This is a genomic window from Streptomyces sp. NPDC014006 (assembly GCF_043088925.1).
GTDB lineage: Bacteria > Actinomycetota > Actinomycetes > Streptomycetales > Streptomycetaceae > Streptomyces.
Genome location: NZ_JBICAJ010000001.1, coordinates 1,025,322 through 1,044,822, shown reverse-complemented (window position 1 = coordinate 1,044,822; position 19,501 = coordinate 1,025,322). Strand labels below are relative to the sequence as shown.

Genomic DNA, 19,501 nt, shown 5'->3' with positions numbered 1-19,501 from the left:
GGGCTCCCCGGCCGACCCGCGGTTTCCTCCGCGGCCCCGAGGCGCCGGCGGGTGGAGCTCCCACGGCGGAAGCCGCCTCCGGCCGGACCATGGCGCGGGGGCGCCGGACTCCCCCGGCCGGCCACCCGGGTCGCCCGCCCCTCAGGCCCACCGCCGAGTCCACGCGGCGGCGGGGTCGTCCTGACCCCGCGGTGCGCCGCGCAGTGTGCGCCGCGCACCGCGCACCCCCACCGGGCTGCCGGGGTCCGTAGGCGCAGACGCGCGAGGGGTGACCACCTGCTGGTGGTCACCCCTCGGGATGTCGTTGAGAACCTGGCCCTCAGTGCCCCTGTTCGTCGCGGCGGCGCTGCCAGCGCTGTTCGATGCGGTCCATCATGGAGCGCTTCGGACCGCGCTGCCGCCGCGCGTGCGGACCGGCCGCGGCCGGGTGTTCTCCCGGCTTGGGCGCCTTGCGCCAGCCGGTCACCGCGAGGACGGCACACCCCAGCATCACGAGGAAGCCCACGACACTGAGCCAGACCTGCTTGGCGACCATTCCGGCCATGAGGAGCGCGATACCCACGAGGAAGCCCGCGACCGCCTGGTAGACCCGCCGCCGGGTGTACGTACGCAGCCCGCTTCCCTCGAGCGCCGACGCGAACTTGGGATCTTCGGCGTACAGCGCTCGCTCCATCTGCTCGAGCATGCGCTGCTCGTGCTCCGAGAGCGGCACGGAGTCCTCCTCATCGTGCAGTCGCCGGGGCGACCCGGGGGGTCCCTTCAGGATAGGCAGGGAATCGCCCCCGTGAAACCCGCCCCTCTGCGCCAATTGGCCAACCGAATCCGTCATGAGCGTCCCGGCTCGCTGAGGCTTCCATTCCCCGGCGGCCGACCCGTCATGCCGGGCGGTCTCCTTAGATCATACGGCGACACGCACCCGAACGGGGGGTCTGTGGCGGACTCCATCCGACGCCAACGCGCTGATCAACGGCGCGCCACGGATCGCCTCGGGAGCCGGTTCAGCCCTGCGCCGTCGCCCGCGTCTCACCCAGGATGTGCAGCTGGGTCGCCACGGAGTGGAACGCGGGGAGTTCGGCGGCGGCCTCCTCCAGCTTCAGCAGCGCCTCCAGCGCACCGGGCTCGGTGTCGACGAGCACCCCGGGGACGAGGTCGGCGAAGACCCGCACGCCGTGCACCGCGGCGACCCGCAGTCCCGCGCTCTCCACCAGCCCGGTGAGCTGCTCGGTGGTGAAGCGGCGCGGCACCGGGTCGCCGGTGCCCCAGCGGCCGTCGGGGTCGGCGAGGGCCTGCCGGGCCTCCTTGAAGTGCCCGGCGAGCGCCCGGGCGAGCACGGCTCCGCCGAGGCCGGCGGCGAGCAGGCTCAGCACGCCCTCGGAGCGCAGTGCGGCGACCGCGTTGCGCACGCCCTCGGCCGGGTCGTCCACGTACTCCAGGACGCCGTGGCACAGGACGACGTCGTAGCCGCCGCGCTCCGCCACGTCGAACAGGCCGTGGGCGTCGCCCTGCACGCCCTGCACCCGGTCGGCCACGCCCGCCTCGGCGGCGCGGCGCTCCAGGGCGAACAGCGCGTTGGGGCTGGGGTCGACGACGGTGACCTTGTGGCCGAGGCGGGCGACGGGCACCGCGAAGTTGCCGCTGCCACCCCCGGTGTCGAGGACGTCCAGCACCTGCCGGCCCGTGGCCTTCACCCGCCGGTCGAGGGCGTCCTGGAGGACCTCCCAGACCACGGCGGTACGAAGAGAGGCTCGGGGTCGCATCGGGTCCGACACGTTGGTTGACTCCTCGGCGCGGCACCGCCACGTCCCGGCGGCGCGATACGGGCTGCCCTCCGGGCCCGGGTGCGGGACGGAAGGCTTCAGGCGTGCTCCACCCTATTGCCTCCGCGGTCGCCCCAGGCCACCGCGGTCAGCCCGCGTCCGGCATGTCCGCGCCCCTCACCTCCCCGCGGCCCGCCTCGTCCGGGTCCTGGCGCGGTTGCGGCAGGACCGGCTGGAGGACCAGCATCCGCTCGACGAGGCGGAGGAACATCGCCACGTCGCGTATCAGGTCGTCGGCGTCGCGGTGGCCGGCCGCGCCCTGGATGCCCGCCTCGGCCAGGGCGCGGCGCCGGGCGCCGGAGGCGAACAGGGCGCTCCACTCGGTCAGTTCGGGCGCGATCTCGGGGAGCACTTCCCAGGCGCTCCGGATCCTGGCCCGCTTCCTGGGACTGGTCTCGGGGCGGCCGCGGGCGGCGAGCACGGCGGCGGCGGTGCGCAGCGCGGCGAGGTGGGCCGTGGCGTAGCGCTCGTTGGGGGTCTCGAGGACGGTGGCCTCCTCGAGGCCGGCGCGGGCCTGGGCCAGCAGGTCGAGTGCGGCGGGCGGGGCAGAGGCCCGGCGCAGCACCGGGTGCACGTCGCTCGCCGGGCCGTTCAGTGAGGGGGCAGGGCCGGTGGCGCGGCGCCGGTGGGCGGCTGCTGCGGAGTAGGTGGCCATGACGAACCTCCTGTCGTCTGCGTGACGGCACTGCCCTAGGGGGTGCCGTATGTGCCCATCGTGAGGTATGCCACTGACAATCCGTTCTGACCTGGGCTTTTGCCTCGATCGAAGGTTCGGGCTAGTTTTTGCACTGACCAGTCAGTTCAAAAACTAGGGGGTCACGTGGACGACGACGACTCGCCCGGGCTCGCGATAGCGGCCCGCGGCCTCGGACTCAAGGGGCCGCGGGGCTGGGCGTTCCGCGGCATCGACATCGACGCGGAGCCGGGGGCGCTGATCGCGGTCACCGGACCGTCCAGTACGGGCCGTACCTGTCTCCTGCTCGCACTCACCGGACGTATGCGTCCCACGGAGGGGACGGTCACGGTCGGCGGCCACCGGCTGCCGAAGCGGATGGCCGCCCTGCGCCGGGTCAGCGCGCTCGCCCACGTCCCCGGCGTGACCGACCTGGATCCGGCCCTGACCGTCGGCGAGCACCTGCGCGAACGGGCCCTGCTCCAGCGGCGATTCGGTGACGGGGTGCGCGCCCTGCTCCGGCCGCGCACGGAGCGGTCCGCGACCGCCGCCCGGCGCATCGACGCCGCCCTGGCGGCCGCCGGGCTCGACCCGGAGACCCTGCCCAAGGGCCCCCGCACGGCCGTACGGGATCTGGAGCGGCTGGAGGCGCTGCGGCTGTCGGTCGCGCTCGCCCTGATCGGGCGGCCCGGGCTGCTCGGCGTGGACGACGCGGATCTGAAATTGGCGGACGCCGGGCGTGCCGAGATGTGGGAGCTGCTCAGGTCCCTGACCCGGGCCGGCATCACCGTCGTCGCGGTGTGCAGCGAGGCCCCCGACGGCGCCGTCACCGTGACCACCGGCGGCGAGCGGGCAACCGGCGCGGACGGCACCACCCCCGACGACGAGGACGAGGACGAGGCCGGCACGGCCGAAGAGACCCCCGAGGGCGACGAGAGCCCCGAGGACGACGCGAAGGAGGCGGCGGCCGATGCGCTCGCCGAAACTGGCCGCTCTTGAACTGCGGCGCTTCGGCCGGGGCAAGCTGCCGCGCGCCGCCCTGGTCGCGCTGCTGCTGCTCCCCCTGCTGTACGGCGCCCTGTACCTCTGGTCCTTCTGGGACCCCTACGGCCGCCTCGACCGGATCCCCGTCGCCCTGGTGAACGCGGACCAGGGCGCCACCGTCGGGGGGAAGAAGCTCACCGCCGGCGACGACATCACGCAGCGGCTGCTGGAGAGCCGCACGTTCGCATGGCATCAGGTGAGCGCCGAGCAGGCGCATCGGGGCGTCGAGGACGGCACGTACTACCTGTCGCTGACCATGCCCGCCGACTTCAGCGAGCGGATCGCCTCCAGCGCGGGTGACCACCCCGAGACCGGCGCCCTTCAGGTGCGCACCAACGACGCCAACAACTACATCGTCGGGCAGATCTCCCGGACGGTGTTCAGCGAGGTGCGCACGGCGGCCTCCACCAAGGCGTCGCGCTCCTTCCTGGACAAGATCTTCATCTCCTTCTCCGACATCCACGCCAAGACCGTCCAGGCAGCGGGCGGCGCCGACCGGCTCAGCACCGGCATCGGCAAGGCGGAGAAGGGCTCCAAGGACCTCGCCGACGGGCTGAAGGAAGCCAAGGCCGGCAGCGGCAAGCTGAACACCGGGCTCACCAAGCTGAACCAGGGCGCCGGTGATCTGGAGGACGGCTCGCAGCAGGTGGCCGACGGCACCCGGACGCTCGCCGACAAGGTCAACGGCACCGCCGAGCAGGTGCGCCCGTTCCTGAAGGCCAACCAGAAGACCATCGGGGACACCGCCCGGCTCGTCGCCGACTCCGCGGCCGCCGTCCAGCACAACCTCGACGACCTGGTGAAGCGGGCGCCGCAGGCCGCCAAGGGCGCCCATCTGGCCTCCGACGCGCTGAACTCCTTCTACCGGGAGCACTGCGAGAAGTCCCTGCTGCCGGACTCCGGCTGCGCCAAGCTGAAGGACGCCAAGCAGGCGGCCGCCGACGTGGCGGGTATCGCGGACGACCTCAACACCCTGATCGCCGACCAGAACGGCGATCTCAAGACCATCCGCGCCAACCTCGCCACCCTCCAGAAGCAGGCGCAGGCCCTCGCCAAGCGCGCCCCGCACCTGACCGAGGACCTCGACGACGCCGTATCGAAGATCAACAAGCTCAACGACGGCGCGGCCAAGGTCGCCGCGGGTGCCAAGAAGCTGCACAGCGGGCTCGGCACCGCCTCGACCGGGGCCGGCACCCTCGACCAGGGCGTCGGCAAGCTCAAGACCGGCGCCGAGACCCTGAACGGCGGCATGTACAAGCTGGTCGACGGTTCCGGAAAGCTCGCCGGCGGGCTGCACGACGGCGCCGGGAAGATCCCCGACTACGACCGGCAGGACCGTGACCAGCGCACCGGTGTCATGGCCGACCCGGTCCGGCTCGCCTCCCACGACCTGCACGACGCGCCGAACTACGGCACCGGCTTCGCCCCGTACTTCATCCCGCTGTCGCTGTGGGTGGGCGCGATGGTGGCGTACATGCTGATCCCGCCGATGAACCGGCGCGCGCTCGCCGCGGGCGCCCCGGCGTGGCGGATCGCGCTGGCGGGCTGGCTGCCGGTGGTGGCCGTCGGCGTCCTGCAGACGGCGGCGCTCATGGCGGTCCTGCACTGGGCGATCGGTCTGCAGATGGCCCGCGCGGCCGGCACGATCGGCTTCCTGTTCCTGGTGGCGGCGTGTTTCGCGGGGATCGTGCAGTGGCTCAACGCCCGCTTCGGCGCGGCCGGCCGCATCCTCGTCCTCGCTCTGCTGATGCTCCAGCTGACCTCGGCGGGCGGCACCTATCCGGTGCAGACCTCGCCGGGCTTCTTCAACGCGATCCACCCGTTCCTGCCGATGAGCTACGTCGTCGAGGCCCTGCGCCGGCTCATCACCGGCGGTGGGCTGCAACCGGTGTGGACGGCGTGCGCGGTCCTGGCGGCGTTCACGGCCGGGGCGCTCGCCCTGACCGCCCTGTCGGCGCGACGCAGGCAGGTGTGGACCCTGGACCGGCTGCACCCGGAGCTGAGCCTGTGACCACCGCACCCGGGGCCGAGCCGGTGACCACGCGCGCGTACCGCCGCGCGGGACCTGTGAGAATCAGCGCCATGGACAGCAGCACCACGCCGGGCGGCAGCTCCCGCCGCGAGGCCACCCGGCAGAAGCTCTACGAGGCCGCCGTCACGCTCATCGCCGAGCAGGGGTTCTCCGCCACCACGGTGGACGAGATCGCCGAACGGGCGGGCGTCGCGAAGGGCACGGTCTACTACAACTTCGCGAGCAAGTCCGTCCTGTTCGAGGAGTTGCTGCGGCACGGCGTGGGCCTGCTGACAGCCTCCCTGCGCCAGGCCGCCGAGTCCACCGCGAGCGGGGGCGGCTCCCGGGTGGACGCGCTGGACGCGATGATCCGCGCGGGGCTCGTGTTCATCGACCGCTACCCGGCCTTCACCCAGCTGTACGTGGCGGAGCTGTGGCGCACCAACCGGGCCTGGCAGTCCACCTTGATGGTGGTCCGGCAGGAGGCGGTCGCGGTCGTCGAGGACGTCCTGCGCGAGGGCGTGGAGAACGGCGAGTTCAGCGAGGAGCTCGATGTCCCGCTGACCGCCGCGGCCCTGGTCGGCATGGTGCTGGTGGCCGCCCTGGACTGGAAGTCCTTCCAGCCGGAGCGTTCCCTGGACGACGTCCACGCGGCGCTGTCGCGGCTGCTGCAGGGCCGGGTGAGCGGCCGCCGGTGAACGGTCGCGGCTGACCCCGAGCGCTGACCGGTGGGCCGGTGGACGCCGGCCCACCGGGCGCTGACCGGTGCGCGCACGGGAAAGCGCCGGTCCGAAGTGGCCGCGTCCCCCGCGGGCCACGCCGGAACCGGCGCTTCCTGTCGCTCCCCCGTACGTCCCCCGTGAGACCCCCGTGGTGCGGTCGTCCCCCGGATCTCCCCCGTGTCTCGCTCCCGCCGGCGTCCGCCGGCGGAAGGAGCGGATCGAGGGCCGCCGAGGTTCCGGCGCCCCGTGTCGCCGGTACTTCGGCCGTGCCCCTTCTCCGTGCCTCCACTCTCTCGTTCATGCAGGTCCGGGCCCATCCGCACAGCTACTCATCTCACCGGCTGAGTACGGATACTCAGAGCCGCGCGCTCATGCCCGGGCACTCGGTCGGCGGTGTCGGTGAGGGCGGATAAAGTCGCAGGCATGGCACGGATTGCGGTGATCGGCGCCGGGATGGGCGCGATGGCGGCCGCCGCCCGGCTGGCCGTCGCGGGCCACCGGGTGGTGGTGTACGAGCGGTCGGACACGTACGGCGGAGCGGTGCGCCGCTTCGAGCGGGACGGGTTCCGCTTCGACACGGGCCCGGGGCTGCTGCCGCTGCCCGCGGTGTGGCGGGATCTGTTCGTCAAGACCGGCAAGGAGCCGCTGGAGAGCTGCGTCGATCTGGTGCAGGTCGACCCGGCCTCGCACCACGTCTTCCCGGACGGCACGCGCGTGTCCCTGCCCAACGCCTCCCGCGCGGGCGTGGTCGCCGCCCTGGACGAGGCGCTCGGCAAGGGCGCCGGTGAGCGCTGGGGCGACTTCCTGGTCCGGGCCCGCGAGACCTGGGACCGTACCCGCCGGCCCCTGCTGGAGGAGCCGCTGTGGCCGAACTGGCGGGTGCTGGCGGACAAGGAGCCCTACCCGGCGCTGGAGCGCAAGCGGCTGCTGCGGACCCGGAAGGCGGCGACGCTGGAGCAGATCGGGGCGTGGGAGCTGGGCGACGAGCGCCTGTGGGCCCTGCTCGACAGCCATGCCCTCGCCTACGGCCTCGACCCGCGCCGTACGCCCGCGAGTGCGGCGGTGCTGCCGTACATGGAGCACGCCTTCGGCCTCTGGTACGTCCGCGGCGGCATCCGTGAGCTGGCGCGGGCCGTGTACGAGCGGTGCCTCGCACGCAAGGTCGAGTTCGTGTTCGGCGCCGAGGTCACGGGCATCGCGGAGAAGGACGGCCGGGCCGTAGGGGTGGAGCTGGCTGGGGGCACCTCCCAGGCTTCCGGCTCCGGGGGAGGCACGGTGGCGGAGGCCGATCATGTCGTGGCCGGGGTGGACCCCGTGCGGCTCAACGGGCTGACCGCGCATCTGCTCGACGCGGACGGCGACGTCCGGGCGGACACGGTGACCGCCCGCCCGGGCCGGTTCACGGTGCTGCTGGCCCTGCGAGGGGCGCCCGAGGCCGGTGCGCCCCACCGGACGGTCGTGCACGCCCCCGACAGAACCGCCGAGCTGGAGTTCCTCACCGCCCGCTCCAGCGAGCCGGTGCGCCCCACGGTGACGGTGCTGCGGCCCGACGACCCTGCCCTGTGCCCGGACGCGGATCACGAGTCCGTCGTGCTGTCGGCCGTCGCGCCGACCGAGGCCGACTGGGATGTCGACGGCACCGCCGAGCGGTTCGCGGATCTCGTCGTGGACGCTGCCGAATCGGCCGTTCCGGGATTGCGCAAGCGTGTCCTGTGGCGCGAGGTGCGCAGCCCGGACCGCACCGAGGACGAGACGGGGGCCCACTTCGGCGCCGTACCCGCCCCCTCGCTCGCCGCCGCCCACGGCGCCTTCCTGCACCCGGCCAACACCACCCGCCTGCCCGGCCTCTACCGGGTCGGTGGCTGGTCACACCCCGGCGGTGGGCTCCCCCACGCCGGCATGTCGGGCGCCCTCGTCGCCGGGCTCATCGTCGAGGGGCCGCAGTTCCGCGGCTCCCAGTGAGGGACGCGGGGCGGCGTCAGAAGCGGTACTGCTCGTCGAAGCCGTGGCCGGCCTGCTGCTGGCCGGTCCCGGTGCCCTGCTGGTAGGGGTAGGGCTGCTCCTGCGGGAGCTCCCCGCCGTAGGAGTCGTCGGTGCGCTGCTGCGGGACCCAGACCCCGTCCGGCGGTGTCGTCTGGTCGTAGCCGCCGAGGTACGGGTCCTGCCCGTAGCCCTGCTGGTCGTACGAACCGCCGTAGGTGGTGTCGTACGAGGCGCCGCCGTAGGTCTGGGTGCCGATGTACGGGTCGGAGTAGGCGGCGTACTGCTGCTGGCCGGTGGTGTCGTAGCCGTACTGGCCGTAGCCGGAGTAGTCGTAGCCGTAGGCCGACTGGTCCCCGGCGGCGGTCTGGGCCGTCGACGCGTACGCGGTGGAGGACGCGGGGTCGCCGTAGACGCCGTAGGAGCCGGTGTCGTCGGGGATCGGCTGCGGCTCGTAGACCGTGGTCGACTCGGCGGCCATGGCGGCGGGTGTGCGGGCCGGGGTGAAGACGTCGTCGTGGTCGTCGTCGGGGCCGTAGGACATGGTCCGGGCGGCGGAGGAGCCGCCGTGGTCCGCGTCCGCGTCGTGGTGTCCCGCGGCGGGCGTCTCCAGGTCGGAGACCTCCGGCGAGGGGTCCCGGCGCCCGGCCCGGCCGCGGCGCCCCTTCACGGGCTCGTCGTCATGGCGGCGGACCGCCCAGCCCGCGGCGAAGCCACGCCGGAACGACAGCGTGACGTAGGTCTGCCCGATCGCGAACGCCGCAGCGCCCGCTCCGATGACGACGACCGACGGGATCAGCACGCCGAGCACGACGACGAGGAAGCCGACGAACGCGAGCAGCCGCCAGCGAAGCCGCGCCTTGTACTGCAGCAGCACTTCACCGAGCAGCCACAGCGCGACGCCGCCGAATGCGATGTAGAGGACCGTCCAGCCCATGTACGCCCCTCTCCCAGTGGCCGCTCCGCAGTGTGTCGTACGGCGGTGCGGCCGGTCTAGGCCTGCGGAGGGTGGTGCAGGCCCAGGTTCTCGTAGATTTCCAGCGTCGCCGTGGAGTTGTTGAGCGTGATGAAGTGCAGACCCGGCACTCCCTCGGCCAGCAGCCGCGCGCAGAACTCCGTGGCGAAGTCGATGCCAATGGAGCGTACAGCGGCCGGATCGTCCTGTGCTGTGAGGATCCGCTCTTTCAGCTCGTCCGGGAAGGCGGCGGTGCTCAGCTTGGGGAGGCGCTCCAGCATCTTCATGCTGGTCACCGGCAGGACCTCCGGGATCACCGGGGTGTCGCAGCCGGCCGCGGCGACGCGGTCGCGCAGGCGCAGATAGGACTCGGGATGGAAGAACATCTGTGTGATGGCGTAGTCCGCCCCGGCCCGGCACTTGTCGACGAAGTGCCGGATGTCGCTGTCCCAGTCGGTGGAGCGCGGGTGCATCTCGGGGAAGGCGGCGACGCCCACACAGAAGTCGCCCGACTCCTTGATGAGCCGGACGAGGTCGGCGGCGTACGTCAGACCCTGCGGGTGCGGCACCCACTCCCCCATCGGGTCGCCGGGCGGGTCGCCGCGCACGGCGAGCATGTTGCGGATACCGGCGTCGGCGTACTGGCCGATGATGTTGCGCAGTTCTGCGAGGGAGTGGTCGACCGCGGTGAGGTGGGCGACCGGCGTGAGCGTGGTGTCCACGACGATCTGCTGGGTCTCCTTCACCGTGGTGGTGCGGGTGGTGCCGCCCGCGCCGTAGGTGACGGAGACGAAGTCGGGGGCCATGGCCTCGACCCTGCGCAGCGCGTTCCACAGGTTCCGCTCGCCGGCCGGCGTCTTGGGCGCGTAGAACTCGAACGAGTACGTCGTCTTGCCGGTGGCGAGGATGTCGCGCACGGTACGGGCGCGATCAGTCCTGGTGGATGCGGTTCCTAGGGCCATACGGGCAGGTTAGCCAGGGGTGGACGATCCCCCAACCGAAAGCGGGAGATTTGCCGGAATTGCCGGGTTGTTGTCCACCCCTTGGACATTCATGAGACACAGGCGGGTGAGCTGCGGACACCGGTGGGTCCGCGACGGCCGCCCCCGCGCTCAGAGCCGGCGCAGCCGCTCGGCGAACTCCGCCGCCGCGGCACCCGGGTCCTGCGCCTCGGTGATCGCCCGGACGACGACGACACGGCGGGCGCCCGCCTCGAGCACCTCGTCGAGGTTGCCGAGGTCGATGCCGCCGATGGCGAACCAGGGGCGGTCGGTGCCGAGCGCGGCGGTGTGCCGGACCAGGTCGAGGCCGGGGGCGTGCCGTCCCGGCTTGGTGGGGGTCGGCCAGCACGGGCCGGTGCAGAAGTAGTCCACGCCCTCCTGGACGGCGGCGGCCTTCGCCTCCGCCTCGGCGTGGGTGGAGCGGCCGATCAGCACGTCGTCGCCGAGGATCGCGCGGGCCGCGGGAACCGGGAGGTCGCCCTGCCCGAGGTGCAGGACGTCGGCCCGGGCCGCGTGAGCGACGTCGGCGCGGTCGTTGACCGCGAGGAGCTTGCCGTGGCGGGTGCAGGCGTCGGCGAAGACGCTCAGGTGCTCCAGCTCCTCGGCGGCCTCCATGCCCTTGTCGCGCAGCTGCACGATGTCGACGCCGCCGGCGAGGACCGCGTCGAGGAACTCGGGCAGGTCGCCCTGGCGCCTGCGGGCGTCGGTGCACAGGTACAGCCGGGCGTCGGCGAGGTGGGCACGAGCGGTGGCGGCGGTGGTCATGCGTGGTCCCCCCGGGGGTGGGTGCGGTGTGCCGGATCGTACGAGCCGCGGCGTGCGGGCGGCGGCGGCGCGCTCCGCGGACCGGCCCACGGACGCACCCCAGGAACGTATCCCGCGAACCGTCACGACCGGGACCCCGGCCCCGGCCGGGGCGCGGCACGCGCCCCGCACATGGCTCACGGCTGGAGCGGCCTTCTGCCTTCTCGCGGGCCCGGGCTTGGCGTGCGCGGCAAATCCCCACGGCAGCCCACGCAGCCCACACCGGGCGGGCCGCGGCCGTCGGGCCACGGAGCCGAGAGTTCCGCGGACGCGCGGCGCCGCGGACGCGAAGCGCCGTGACGACGGGCGCCGCGACCGGGCGGCCGTGTCCGAGGGCGTACGTGGCCCCGGCCGTGGCCACCCGGACCACGGCCCCTGTGTCGGCGGTGTTCAGTGCGGGTGCGTCAGACGGCGAGCGCCTGGGCGCGGCGCTTCACCTCCGTGCCGCGATTCTCGCTCAGCGCCTGCGCGGGCGTGCCGGGCAGGCTCGGGTCCGGCGTGAAGAGCCACTCCAGCATCTCCTCGTCCGTGAACCCGTCGTCCCGCAGGAGCGTCAGGGTGCCGGTCAGGCCCTTGACGACCTTGTCCCCGTCGATGAAGGCGGCGGGGACGTGCAGTGCGCGGTTCTCACCGCGGCGTACGGCGATGAGCTGGCCCTCCTTGACCAGCTGCCGGACACGCGTCACCTCGACGCCGAGCATCTCGGCGATGTCGGGAAGGGTGAGCCAGGCGGGGACGAGAGCATCGATCTTTGCGTCAATCTCGGTCACGGAACCAAGCGTAGGCGCTCCGCCGACCCTGCCGCGATGTCAGGGCCGCGACGTGGCGTGGTCGACCGCGGTCACGTCATGGCTGGTCGAGCACCGTCAAGCCGCCGCGGTCGCGGCCTTCAAGGGGCGCGCCGGGTCCGCCAGCAGCTCCGGATCCATCGCCGTGCCCGCCTCGATCAGCCGCCGCCCCTGGGCCAGGTCGCGCGGGCGGCCCACCGCCAGCAGGGCGATGAGCCGGCCCTCCCGCAGCCAGCACACCGTCCAGGCCGGACCGGAGGTGTCACCGCGCCACACGGTGCGGTCGGCAGCGGTGTGATGGCCGGCGTACTGGACGAAGCGGCCGAACTGCTCGGACCAGAAGTACGGCACCGGGTCGTACTCCGCGAGAGTGTCGCCGACGATGTTCGCGGCGACCGTGCGCGGCCCCTGGAGGGCGTTGTCCCAGTGGTGGACGAGCAGGCGTTCGCCGTAGCGGGCGGAGGGGAAGGAGGCGCAGTCGCCGACCGCGTACACGTCCGGCAGCGACGTGCGCAGCTGCGCGTCGGCCACCACCTCGCCCCGCGGTCCCAGCTCGACGCCGGAGCCGGCCAGCCAGCCGGTGGCGGGCCGTGCGCCGATGCCGACGACGACCGCGCCGGCGGGCAGCCGGGAGCCGTCGTCGAGGACCACCACGCCCGGCTCGACGCCCGCCACGCGCGCGTGCGTGCGCAACGCGACACCGGCGTCGGCGTACCACTCGGTCATGGGCGCGGCGACCTCGGCGGGCAGCGCCCCGGCGAGCGGGCGGCCGGCGGCCTCCACGACGGTGACCGCGCAGCCCGCCTCGCGCGCGGCCGTGGCGAACTCGGCGCCGATCCAGCCCGCGCCGACGACGACGATGTCGTGCTGCCGGGCGAGCACCGGGCGCAGCCGCTCGGCGTCGTCCAGGGTGCGCAGCAGGTGCACCCCGGGCACGCCCTCGGCACCGGGCAGGGTGATCGGTTCCGCGCCGGTGGCGAGCACGAGGACGTCGTAGCCGACCGGGCCGGCCTCGGTGTCCAGTTCGTGGTCGGCGGGGCGTACGCCCAGCACCTCGCAGCCGAGGCGCAGCTCGATGCCCAGCGCCTCGAAGTCCACGTCGAAGGCGGAGCCCTCGGCCGTGCCGAGCAGGACGGCCTTGGACAGCGGCGGCCGGTCGTAGGGCTGGTGGGGTTCGGCGCCGATCAGCGTGACGCTGCCGGTGAAGCCCTGTTCACGCAGGGCCACCGCGGTCTGCACCCCGGCCATGCCCGCGCCCACGACGACCACGCGCCGCGCCTGCGCCGCCGCCGAGGTGTCCCGTTGCTGCGTCTGCTCGCTCACCTGATCACCATAGACACCTGACACATCGTCAGTCAGCGGTCCTGTGCCGTGACCTGCTCCACACGCGCGGGCAGCTCCTCCACCACGCTGGTGCCGCTGCCCTCCTGGGACTCCCACTCCCAGGTCTCCTCCAGCCGCAGCCGCCCGTCCGGCAGCTCCGCGACCGTGGACACGCAGTGCCCGCCGGAGGTCGTCCCGTCCTGCTTGAGCTGCACGTACCGGAAGTCCAGCCGGTCTCCCTGCCGGGTGCCCACGAGATGCCCGCGCACCACGTCGCCGCCGGTGTACTCGGCCCAGATCTCGCCGCCGCGCTCGTGGTACGTGAAGCGGGTGCGCGTGCCCACCTGACCGGGCGCCTGATCGGCGACGGGGGCGAGGACGAGACCGTCGAGGGACCGGGCCATGACGGAAGGCTCCCTTACAGACACACAGCGGCACGGGCTAGGGTGGCCACCGTAAAGCACTCGCGGGAGCCCGGACGCACCGGGCTGAGAGGGAGGCTGGGACGGCCTCCGACCGTACGAACCTGATCCGGGTCATGCCGGCGAAGGGAGGGGCTGGACGCCCATGTCGCCTACGCGTACGTCAGACGTCCTCGTCATCGGGGGCGGGATCATCGGGCTGGTCACGGCCTGGCGGGCCGCGCAGAGGGGGTTCGCCACCGCGGTCGTGGACCCCGAGCCCGGCGGCGGAGCCGCGCAGGTGGCGGCCGGGATGCTGGCCGCCGTCACGGAACTGCACTACGGCGAGCAGACCCTGCTCGGCCTCAACCTGGCCTCGGCGCGCCGCTATCCGGACTTCGCGGCCGAACTCTCCGAGGCCACCGGCCACGACCTCGGCTACCGCCGCAGCGGCACGCTCGCCGTCGCCCTGGACGCCGACGACCGCGCCCACCTCAAGGAACTGCACGCCCTGCAGCGGCAGTCGGGCCTGGAGTCGCAGTGGCTGTCGGGCCGGGACTGCCGGCGCCTGGAGCCGATGCTCGCGCCGGGCGTGCGCGGTGGGCTGCGGGTCGACGGCGACCACCAGGTGGACCCACGACGGCTCGCGGCCGCGCTGGTCACCGCCTGCGAGCGGGCCGGGGTGGTGTTCCACCGGACCCGGGCCGAGCGGCTCGCGGTCGCGCGGGAGCGCGCGGAGGGCGTCGTCACGAGCGAGGGCGAGGAGTTGGGCGCGGGACAGGTCGTGCTCGCCGCCGGCAGTCTGAGCGGGCGCCTCGCGGGCGTGCCGGAGGCCGTGCTGCCGCCGGTGCGGCCGGTGAAGGGGCAGGTCCTCAGGCTGACCATGCCGAACCACCGGACGCCGTTTTTGAGCCGGACCGTGCGCGCCGTGGTGCGCGGCGGCGCGCTGTATCTGGTGCCCCGCGAGAACGGTGAGCTGGTCGTCGGCGCGACCAGCGAGGAGATGGGCTGGGACACGACCGTCACCGCGGGCGGCGTCTACGAACTGCTGCGCGACGCGCACGAGCTGGTGCCCGGCATCACCGAGCTGCCGCTGACGGAGACCCGGGCCGGACTGCGCCCCGGCTCCCCCGACAACGCGCCGCTGCTCGGCCCGACCGCGCTGGACGGGCTGCTGCTGGCCACCGGCCACCACCGCAACGGCGTCCTGCTCACCCCGGTCACCGGGGACGTGCTGGCCCACGCCCTGGTCACCGGCGAGCTGCCGGAGGAGGCCCGCCCCTTCACCCCGAAGCGCTTCTCCCCCGCCGCGCAGCAGCCTTCACGCACCCTCACGGAGCAGCCCGCATGAACATCTCGGTCAACGGCGAGCCCCGCCGTGTCGAGCCCGGCACGGCTCTCGACGCCGTCGTGCAGTCCCTGACCGCGGCCCCCTCCGGGGTGGCCGCCGCCCTCAACGAGACCGTCGTCCCGCGCACCCAGTGGTCCACCACGGCCCTCGCCGACGGCGACCGCGTCGAGGTCCTGACCGCCGTCCAGGGAGGCTGAAACATGGCTGACGACCCCCTCGTCCTCGGCGGTACGCCGCTCACCTCCCGTCTGATCATGGGCACCGGCGGTGCGCCCAGCCTGGAGGTGCTCGAGCGGGCGCTGGTCGCCTCCGGCACCGAGCTGACGACCGTCGCGATGCGGCGGGTCAACCCCGAGGTGCACGGCTCGGTGCTGTCGGTGCTGGACCGTCTGGGCATCCGGGTCCTGCCGAACACCGCCGGCTGCTTCACCGCCGGGGAGGCGGTGCTCACGGCCCGGCTGGCGCGGGAGGCGCTGGGCACGGACCTGGTCAAGCTGGAGGTGATCGCCGACGAGCGCACGCTGCTGCCGGACCCGATCGAGCTGCTGGACGCGGCGGAGACGCTGGTCGACGACGGGTTCACGGTGCTGCCGTACACCAACGACGACCCGGTGCTCGCGCGGAAGCTTCAGGACGTCGGCTGTGCGGCGATCATGCCGCTGGGCTCGCCCATCGGTTCCGGTCTCGGCATCCGCAACCCGCACAACTTCCAGCTGATCGTCGAGGACGCGCGCGTGCCGGTGATCCTGGACGCGGGGGCGGGCACGGCGTCGGACGTGGCGCTGGCGATGGAGCTGGGGTGCGCGGGTGTGATGCTCGCCTCGGCGGTGACCCGGGCGCAGGAGCCGGTGGTGATGGCGGAGGCCATGCGCCACGCGGTGGAGGCGGGACGGCTGGCGTACCGGGCGGGGCGGATTCCCAAGCGGCACTTCGCCGAGGCGTCCTCGCCCACGGAGGGCGTCGCCCGGCTGGACCCGGAGCGGCCGGCTTTCTGAAGCCCGCGGCCCGTGCGTCATACCGGTGCGCGCGACACGTCACAGGTCGGCTGCAGTCACCCCCCTGGCTGGGTGAAAGGGCTGGGGTGCCGGTGACGGCTCGTACACTCGCCTCCGTGGATACGACCCTCTCGGACCCCCTCGTCGGGCAGGTGCTCGACGGCCGGTATCGCGTCGACGCGCGGATCGCGGCCGGCGGGATGGCCACGGTCTACCGGGCCCTGGACACCCGTCTGGACCGCGTGCTCGCGCTGAAGGTGATGCATCCGGCGCTCGCGGCCGACGCCACGTTCGTCGAGCGCTTCATCCGGGAGGCGAAGTCCGTCGCCAGGCTGGCCCACCCCAACGTGGTACAGGTCTTCGACCAGGGCGCCGACGGCAGGTACGTCTATCTGGCGATGGAGTACATCGCCGGCTGCACCCTGCGCGACGTGCTGCGCGAGCGCGGGGCGCTGCAGCCGCGTGCCGCCCTGGACATCCTGGAGCCGGTGCTGGCCGCGCTGGGCTCCGCGCACCGGGCCGGGTTCGTGCACCGGGACATGAAGCCGGAGAACGTCCTGATAGGGGACGACGGCCGGGTCAAGGTCGCCGACTTCGGGCTGGTGCGCTCGGTGGACACCGTCACCAGCACCACCGGTGAGGTGCTCGGCACCGTCTCCTATCTGGCGCCGGAGCAGATCGAGCAGGGCACGGCCGACCCGCGCGTGGACGTGTACGCGTGTGGTGTCGTGCTCTACGAGATGCTCACCGGGGGCAAGCCGCACGACGGCGACTCCCCGGCCGCCGTGCTCTACAAGCATCTGCACGAGGACGTCCCGGCGCCCTCCACGCTGGTGCCGGGGCTGCCGTACGGGCTGGACGGACTGGTCGCGGCGGCCACCGCCCGCGCGCCCGAGGCGCGGCCGCACGACGCGGTGGCCCTGCTGGCGCGGGCGCGCGAGGCGCGGGCCGGCCTGAGTGAGGAACAGCTGGACGCGGTGCCGCCGCAGGCGCTGGCCGCGGACCACGACAACGCCGACGACCGCACGAGCGTGATCCCGCGCGCGCTGACCGTGCCCCGCCCGCTGCCGGTCAACGAGGACGACGAGGGCGACGCGGCCGCGCTGAATCGCACCAGCCGCTTGCAGCCCCCGCCACCGGCTCCCCCGCGGCCGGCGCCCTCGCGCTCCCGGCGGCGGCTGATCACCCTGATCGCCGCCGTGCTGCTGGTGTTCGGTGTCGGCGCGGGCGTCTGGTACATCAACTCCGGGCAGTTCACCAAGGTGCCGCCGCTGCTGGCGCAGTCCGAGGCACAGGCGAAGCAGCGGCTGGAGCGGGCCGGTCTGAAGGCCGGCAAGGTGACCTACGCCTACAGCGACACGGTCGCGCGGGGCAAGGTCATCAGCACCGACCCGGATCCGGGTGCCCGCATCCGCGACCACGACGCGGTGAAGCTGACCGTCTCCAAGGGTCCGGAGACCGTGAAGGTGCCCGATCTGCAGGGCTACAAGGTGGACAAGGCCCGGTCCGTGCTGAAGGACAGCGGGCTGGAGCCGGGCATGATCAACCGTGAGTTCAGCGACGAGGTGACGCGGGGCTCGGTGATCGGCACCGATCCGGAGGCGGGCACCGAGCGGCATGCGGGCTCGGCGGTCGCGCTCACCGTCAGCAAGGGCAGCGCGGTCGACATCCCGGACGTGACCGGCTCCGACCTGGCCGACGCCCGCTCCGAGTTGGAGGAGGCCGGCCTGAAGGTGAAGGTCTCCCCGGAGCGGGTGAACTCCGAGCTCGACGCCGGACAGGTCGCCGCGCAGTCGCCGGACTCCGGTGGCCAGGCCGCCGAGGGCGACACGGTGACGCTGACCCTGTCCAAGGGGCCGCAGATGATCGAGGTCCCGGACGTGGTGGGCGACAGCGTCGACGACGCCAAGCAGGCCCTGAAGGACGCCGGGTTCCAGGTCAAGGAGGACCGCGGGCTGCTCGGGCTGTTCGGGGACACGGTGAAGAAGCAGTCCGTGAAGGGCGGCCAGAAGGCGCCGCAGGGCTCGACGATCACGATCACCATCCGGTGAGGTCGGTCACGCGTCCGGCGGTGACCGAGGCCACCGCGGCCGCGTGACCGGGCACGCCCGGGCGCATGGCAGGCTGAACGGGTGACACCTCGATCCCCCTTGCGCAATCCCGTCGGCTCGCATGTCCCGGTGGCCGGCGGTCTGCACTCCGTCGGTCTGTCGTACGCCCGTGACCTGGGCGCCGAGACCGTGCAGGTCTTCGTCGCCAACCCGCGCGGCTGGGCCACGCCCGCCGGCAATCCGCGACAGGACGAGGCGTTCCGCGCGGCGTGCGAGGCTCAGTCGATCCCGGCGTACGTGCACGCGCCGTATCTGATCAATTTCGGCTCCCACACGGAGGCGACGGTCGAGAGGTCGGTCGAGTCGCTGCGGCACTCCCTGCGGCGGGGGCGTGAGATCGGGGCGCTCGGTGTGGTCGTGCACACCGGCAGCGCGACCGGCGGCCGGCACCGGGAGGTGGCGCTGAAGCAGGTGCGCGCGTACCTGCTGCCGCTGCTGGAGGAGCTGACCCACGACGACGACCCGTTCCTGCTGCTGGAGTCCACGGCCGGGCAGGGTGCCTCGCTGTGCTCACGGACCTGGGACTTCGGGCCGTACTTCGACGCGCTGGACCGTCACCCGAAGCTGGGCGTGTGCCTGGACACCTGCCACATCTTCGCGGCCGGGCACGACCTGACGGGGCCGGACGGCGCGCACCAGACGCTGGACCTGCTGGTCGACACGGTCGGTGAGGGGCGGCTGAAGCTGATCCACGCCAACGACTCCAAGGACGTGGTGGGCGCGCACAAGGACCGGCACGCGAACATCGGCGCCGGTCATATCGGCGAGGACGCGTTCCGCGCGCTGCTCACGCATCCCGCGACCGACGGCGTGCCGCTGGTCATCGAGACGCCCGGCGGCAAGGAGGGGCATGCGGCGGACGTCGAGCGGCTCAAGAAGCTCCGGGATTCGTGAAGCGTTGAGGAATACCCCAGGGGGGTATACGGTTCCTGTCATCGCAGGAGCCGTTACCTGACGTTGGGGGCAGTCATGCAGCACGAGGCGCACACCGACCACGCGCACCACCACACCGACCACGGCGGGCACACCGACCACGCGGACCACGCGGACCACGGCCACGACGGTCACCACCACACCCCCTCCGCCAGTTGGGCCATGGCCGCGCAGGCCACCCTGCACTGCCTCACCGGATGCGCCATCGGCGAGGTGCTGGGCATGGTGATCGGCACCTGGCTGGGCTGGGGCAACGTGGCCACGATGGTGCTTGCGATCGCGCTGGCCTTCGTCTTCGGCTACTCCCTCACGCTGCGCGGCGTGCTGAAGGCCGGCGTGGACTTCCGTACCGCGTTCCGGGTGGCGCTGGCCGCGGACACCCTGTCGATCGCCGTGATGGAGCTGATCGACAACGGTGTGATCGCGCTGTGGCCGGCCGCGATGGACGCCCACCTGGACGACCTGTTGTTCTGGGGCGCGCTGGCGATCTCGCTGGCGCTGGCGTTCGTCGTGACGACCCCGGTGAACAAGTGGATGATCGGCCGCGGCAAGGGCCACGCGGTGGTGCACCAGTACCACCACTGACCGGCGC

At 73.2% G+C, this 19,501-nt stretch carries 19 protein-coding genes and 1 riboswitch; of the genes, 10 read left to right on the top strand and 9 right to left on the bottom strand.

From position 1 onward, the window contains the following. Nucleotides 1-319: 319 nt before the first annotated feature. The 3 genes from ACF1GV_RS04810 to ACF1GV_RS04800 form a co-directional block, all read right to left on the bottom strand. Nucleotides 320-712 (bottom strand): DUF3040 domain-containing protein, encoded by a 393-nt coding sequence (locus ACF1GV_RS04810; protein WP_361632768.1) that lies wholly within the window; start codon nt 710-712, stop codon nt 320-322. Between the two features lie 286 nt (nt 713-998). Continuing rightward, nucleotides 999-1,769: a methyltransferase gene (locus ACF1GV_RS04805; protein ID WP_363267171.1), complete on the bottom strand. Its 771-nt coding sequence runs from the start codon at nt 1,767-1,769 to the stop codon at nt 999-1,001. Between the two features lie 136 nt (nt 1,770-1,905). Then, nucleotides 1,906-2,472 carry an SAV_6107 family HEPN domain-containing protein gene (locus ACF1GV_RS04800; protein ID WP_391677860.1) on the bottom strand — a complete coding sequence of 189 codons (567 nt, stop codon included), beginning with the start codon at nt 2,470-2,472 and terminating at the stop codon, nt 1,906-1,908. Nucleotides 2,473-2,637: 165 nt separating this feature from the next. Between ACF1GV_RS04800 and ACF1GV_RS04795 the strand changes: the two genes are divergently transcribed. The 4 genes from ACF1GV_RS04795 to ACF1GV_RS04780 all read left to right on the top strand — a co-directional run bounded on the left by ACF1GV_RS04795 (nt 2,638) and on the right by ACF1GV_RS04780 (nt 8,229). Continuing rightward, complete coding sequence (locus tag ACF1GV_RS04795; RefSeq protein ID WP_391677858.1) at nt 2,638-3,489, top strand: ATP-binding cassette domain-containing protein; 852 nt, start codon at nt 2,638-2,640, stop codon at nt 3,487-3,489. Beyond that, entirely contained in the window at nt 3,461-5,545 is a 2,085-nt protein-coding gene (locus tag ACF1GV_RS04790; RefSeq protein ID WP_391677855.1) for a YhgE/Pip family protein, read from the top strand. Before ACF1GV_RS04795 ends, ACF1GV_RS04790 begins: the two co-directional genes overlap by 29 nt. Before the next feature lie 71 nt (nt 5,546-5,616). Then, nucleotides 5,617-6,243 carry a TetR/AcrR family transcriptional regulator gene (locus tag ACF1GV_RS04785; protein WP_391677853.1) on the top strand — a complete coding sequence of 209 codons (627 nt, stop codon included), beginning with the start codon at nt 5,617-5,619 and terminating at the stop codon, nt 6,241-6,243. A 447-nt stretch (nt 6,244-6,690) separates the two neighbouring features. Further along, complete coding sequence (locus ACF1GV_RS04780) at nt 6,691-8,229, top strand: phytoene desaturase family protein (protein WP_391677850.1); 1,539 nt, start codon at nt 6,691-6,693, stop codon at nt 8,227-8,229. A gap of 16 nt (nt 8,230-8,245) precedes the next feature. Here ACF1GV_RS04780 and ACF1GV_RS04775 read toward each other — a convergent pair whose 3' ends face one another. The 6 genes from ACF1GV_RS04775 to ACF1GV_RS04750 all read right to left on the bottom strand — a co-directional run bounded on the left by ACF1GV_RS04775 (nt 8,246) and on the right by ACF1GV_RS04750 (nt 13,522). Next, nucleotides 8,246-9,184: a hypothetical protein gene (locus tag ACF1GV_RS04775; protein ID WP_391677849.1), complete on the bottom strand. Its 939-nt coding sequence runs from the start codon at nt 9,182-9,184 to the stop codon at nt 8,246-8,248. A gap of 56 nt (nt 9,185-9,240) precedes the next feature. Beyond that, entirely contained in the window at nt 9,241-10,164 is a 924-nt protein-coding gene (gene metF, locus ACF1GV_RS04770; protein WP_363267164.1) for a methylenetetrahydrofolate reductase [NAD(P)H], read from the bottom strand. A 150-nt stretch (nt 10,165-10,314) separates the two neighbouring features. Next, entirely contained in the window at nt 10,315-10,968 is a 654-nt protein-coding gene (gene thiE / locus ACF1GV_RS04765; RefSeq protein WP_391677847.1) for a thiamine phosphate synthase, read from the bottom strand. A gap of 443 nt (nt 10,969-11,411) precedes the next feature. Beyond that, nucleotides 11,412-11,777, bottom strand: a complete 366-nt coding sequence (locus ACF1GV_RS04760) for an Rv2175c family DNA-binding protein (protein ID WP_073936587.1) — start codon at nt 11,775-11,777, stop codon at nt 11,412-11,414. A 96-nt stretch (nt 11,778-11,873) separates the two neighbouring features. Beyond that, nucleotides 11,874-13,118 (bottom strand): NAD(P)/FAD-dependent oxidoreductase, encoded by a 1,245-nt coding sequence (locus ACF1GV_RS04755; protein ID WP_391677845.1) that lies wholly within the window; start codon nt 13,116-13,118, stop codon nt 11,874-11,876. 32 nt (nt 13,119-13,150) lie between these two features. Then, complete coding sequence (locus ACF1GV_RS04750; protein WP_391677842.1) at nt 13,151-13,522, bottom strand: hypothetical protein; 372 nt, start codon at nt 13,520-13,522, stop codon at nt 13,151-13,153. Nucleotides 13,523-13,574: 52 nt separating this feature from the next. Next, nucleotides 13,575-13,688: riboswitch (TPP riboswitch) on the top strand. Between ACF1GV_RS04750 and thiO the strand changes: the two genes are divergently transcribed. The 6 genes from thiO to ACF1GV_RS04720 all read left to right on the top strand — a co-directional run bounded on the left by thiO (nt 13,686) and on the right by ACF1GV_RS04720 (nt 19,494). After that, nucleotides 13,686-14,870: a glycine oxidase ThiO gene (thiO, locus tag ACF1GV_RS04745; RefSeq protein ID WP_391677840.1), complete on the top strand. Its 1,185-nt coding sequence runs from the start codon at nt 13,686-13,688 to the stop codon at nt 14,868-14,870. It overlaps the preceding riboswitch by 3 nt. Continuing rightward, the gene (gene thiS / locus ACF1GV_RS04740) at nt 14,867-15,067 is read left to right on the top strand and encodes a sulfur carrier protein ThiS (RefSeq protein ID WP_391677837.1); all 201 of its coding nucleotides are present in this window, start codon (nt 14,867-14,869) and stop codon (nt 15,065-15,067) included. The genes thiO and thiS overlap by 4 nt, the downstream gene beginning before the upstream one ends. Nucleotides 15,068-15,070: 3 nt before the next feature. Continuing rightward, a complete protein-coding gene (locus tag ACF1GV_RS04735) occupies nt 15,071-15,865 on the top strand; it encodes a thiazole synthase (protein WP_391677836.1) in 795 nt (264 codons plus the stop codon). 116 nt (nt 15,866-15,981) lie between these two features. Then, on the top strand, nt 15,982-17,916 hold the full coding sequence (pknB, locus tag ACF1GV_RS04730; RefSeq protein ID WP_391677834.1) for a Stk1 family PASTA domain-containing Ser/Thr kinase: 1,935 nt from the start codon (nt 15,982-15,984) through the stop codon (nt 17,914-17,916). A gap of 81 nt (nt 17,917-17,997) precedes the next feature. Next, nucleotides 17,998-18,870, top strand: coding sequence for a deoxyribonuclease IV (locus ACF1GV_RS04725; RefSeq protein WP_391677833.1), 873 nt, complete (start codon nt 17,998-18,000; stop codon nt 18,868-18,870). Nucleotides 18,871-18,945: 75 nt separating this feature from the next. Beyond that, nucleotides 18,946-19,494 carry a DUF4396 domain-containing protein gene (locus ACF1GV_RS04720; protein ID WP_391677830.1) on the top strand — a complete coding sequence of 183 codons (549 nt, stop codon included), beginning with the start codon at nt 18,946-18,948 and terminating at the stop codon, nt 19,492-19,494. The last annotated feature ends 7 nt before the right edge of the window (nt 19,495-19,501 follow it).

Coding starts and splice junctions, on each gene's coding strand:
- ACF1GV_RS04800 (WP_391677860.1), bottom strand. CDS start 2,472: ATGGCCACCTACTCCGCAGCAGCCGCCCACCGGCGCCGCGCCACCGGC.
- ACF1GV_RS04790 (WP_391677855.1), top strand. CDS start 3,461: ATGCGCTCGCCGAAACTGGCCGCTCTTGAACTGCGGCGCTTCGGCCGG.
- ACF1GV_RS04785 (WP_391677853.1), top strand. CDS start 5,617: ATGGACAGCAGCACCACGCCGGGCGGCAGCTCCCGCCGCGAGGCCACC.
- ACF1GV_RS04780 (WP_391677850.1), top strand. CDS start 6,691: ATGGCACGGATTGCGGTGATCGGCGCCGGGATGGGCGCGATGGCGGCC.
- ACF1GV_RS04775 (WP_391677849.1), bottom strand. CDS start 9,184: ATGGGCTGGACGGTCCTCTACATCGCATTCGGCGGCGTCGCGCTGTGG.
- metF (WP_363267164.1), bottom strand. CDS start 10,164: ATGGCCCTAGGAACCGCATCCACCAGGACTGATCGCGCCCGTACCGTG.
- thiE (WP_391677847.1), bottom strand. CDS start 10,968: ATGACCACCGCCGCCACCGCTCGTGCCCACCTCGCCGACGCCCGGCTG.
- ACF1GV_RS04750 (WP_391677842.1), bottom strand. CDS start 13,522: ATGGCCCGGTCCCTCGACGGTCTCGTCCTCGCCCCCGTCGCCGATCAG.
- thiO (WP_391677840.1), top strand. CDS start 13,686: ATGTCGCCTACGCGTACGTCAGACGTCCTCGTCATCGGGGGCGGGATC.
- thiS (WP_391677837.1), top strand. CDS start 14,867: ATGAACATCTCGGTCAACGGCGAGCCCCGCCGTGTCGAGCCCGGCACG.
- ACF1GV_RS04735 (WP_391677836.1), top strand. CDS start 15,071: ATGGCTGACGACCCCCTCGTCCTCGGCGGTACGCCGCTCACCTCCCGT.
- ACF1GV_RS04720 (WP_391677830.1), top strand. CDS start 18,946: ATGCAGCACGAGGCGCACACCGACCACGCGCACCACCACACCGACCAC.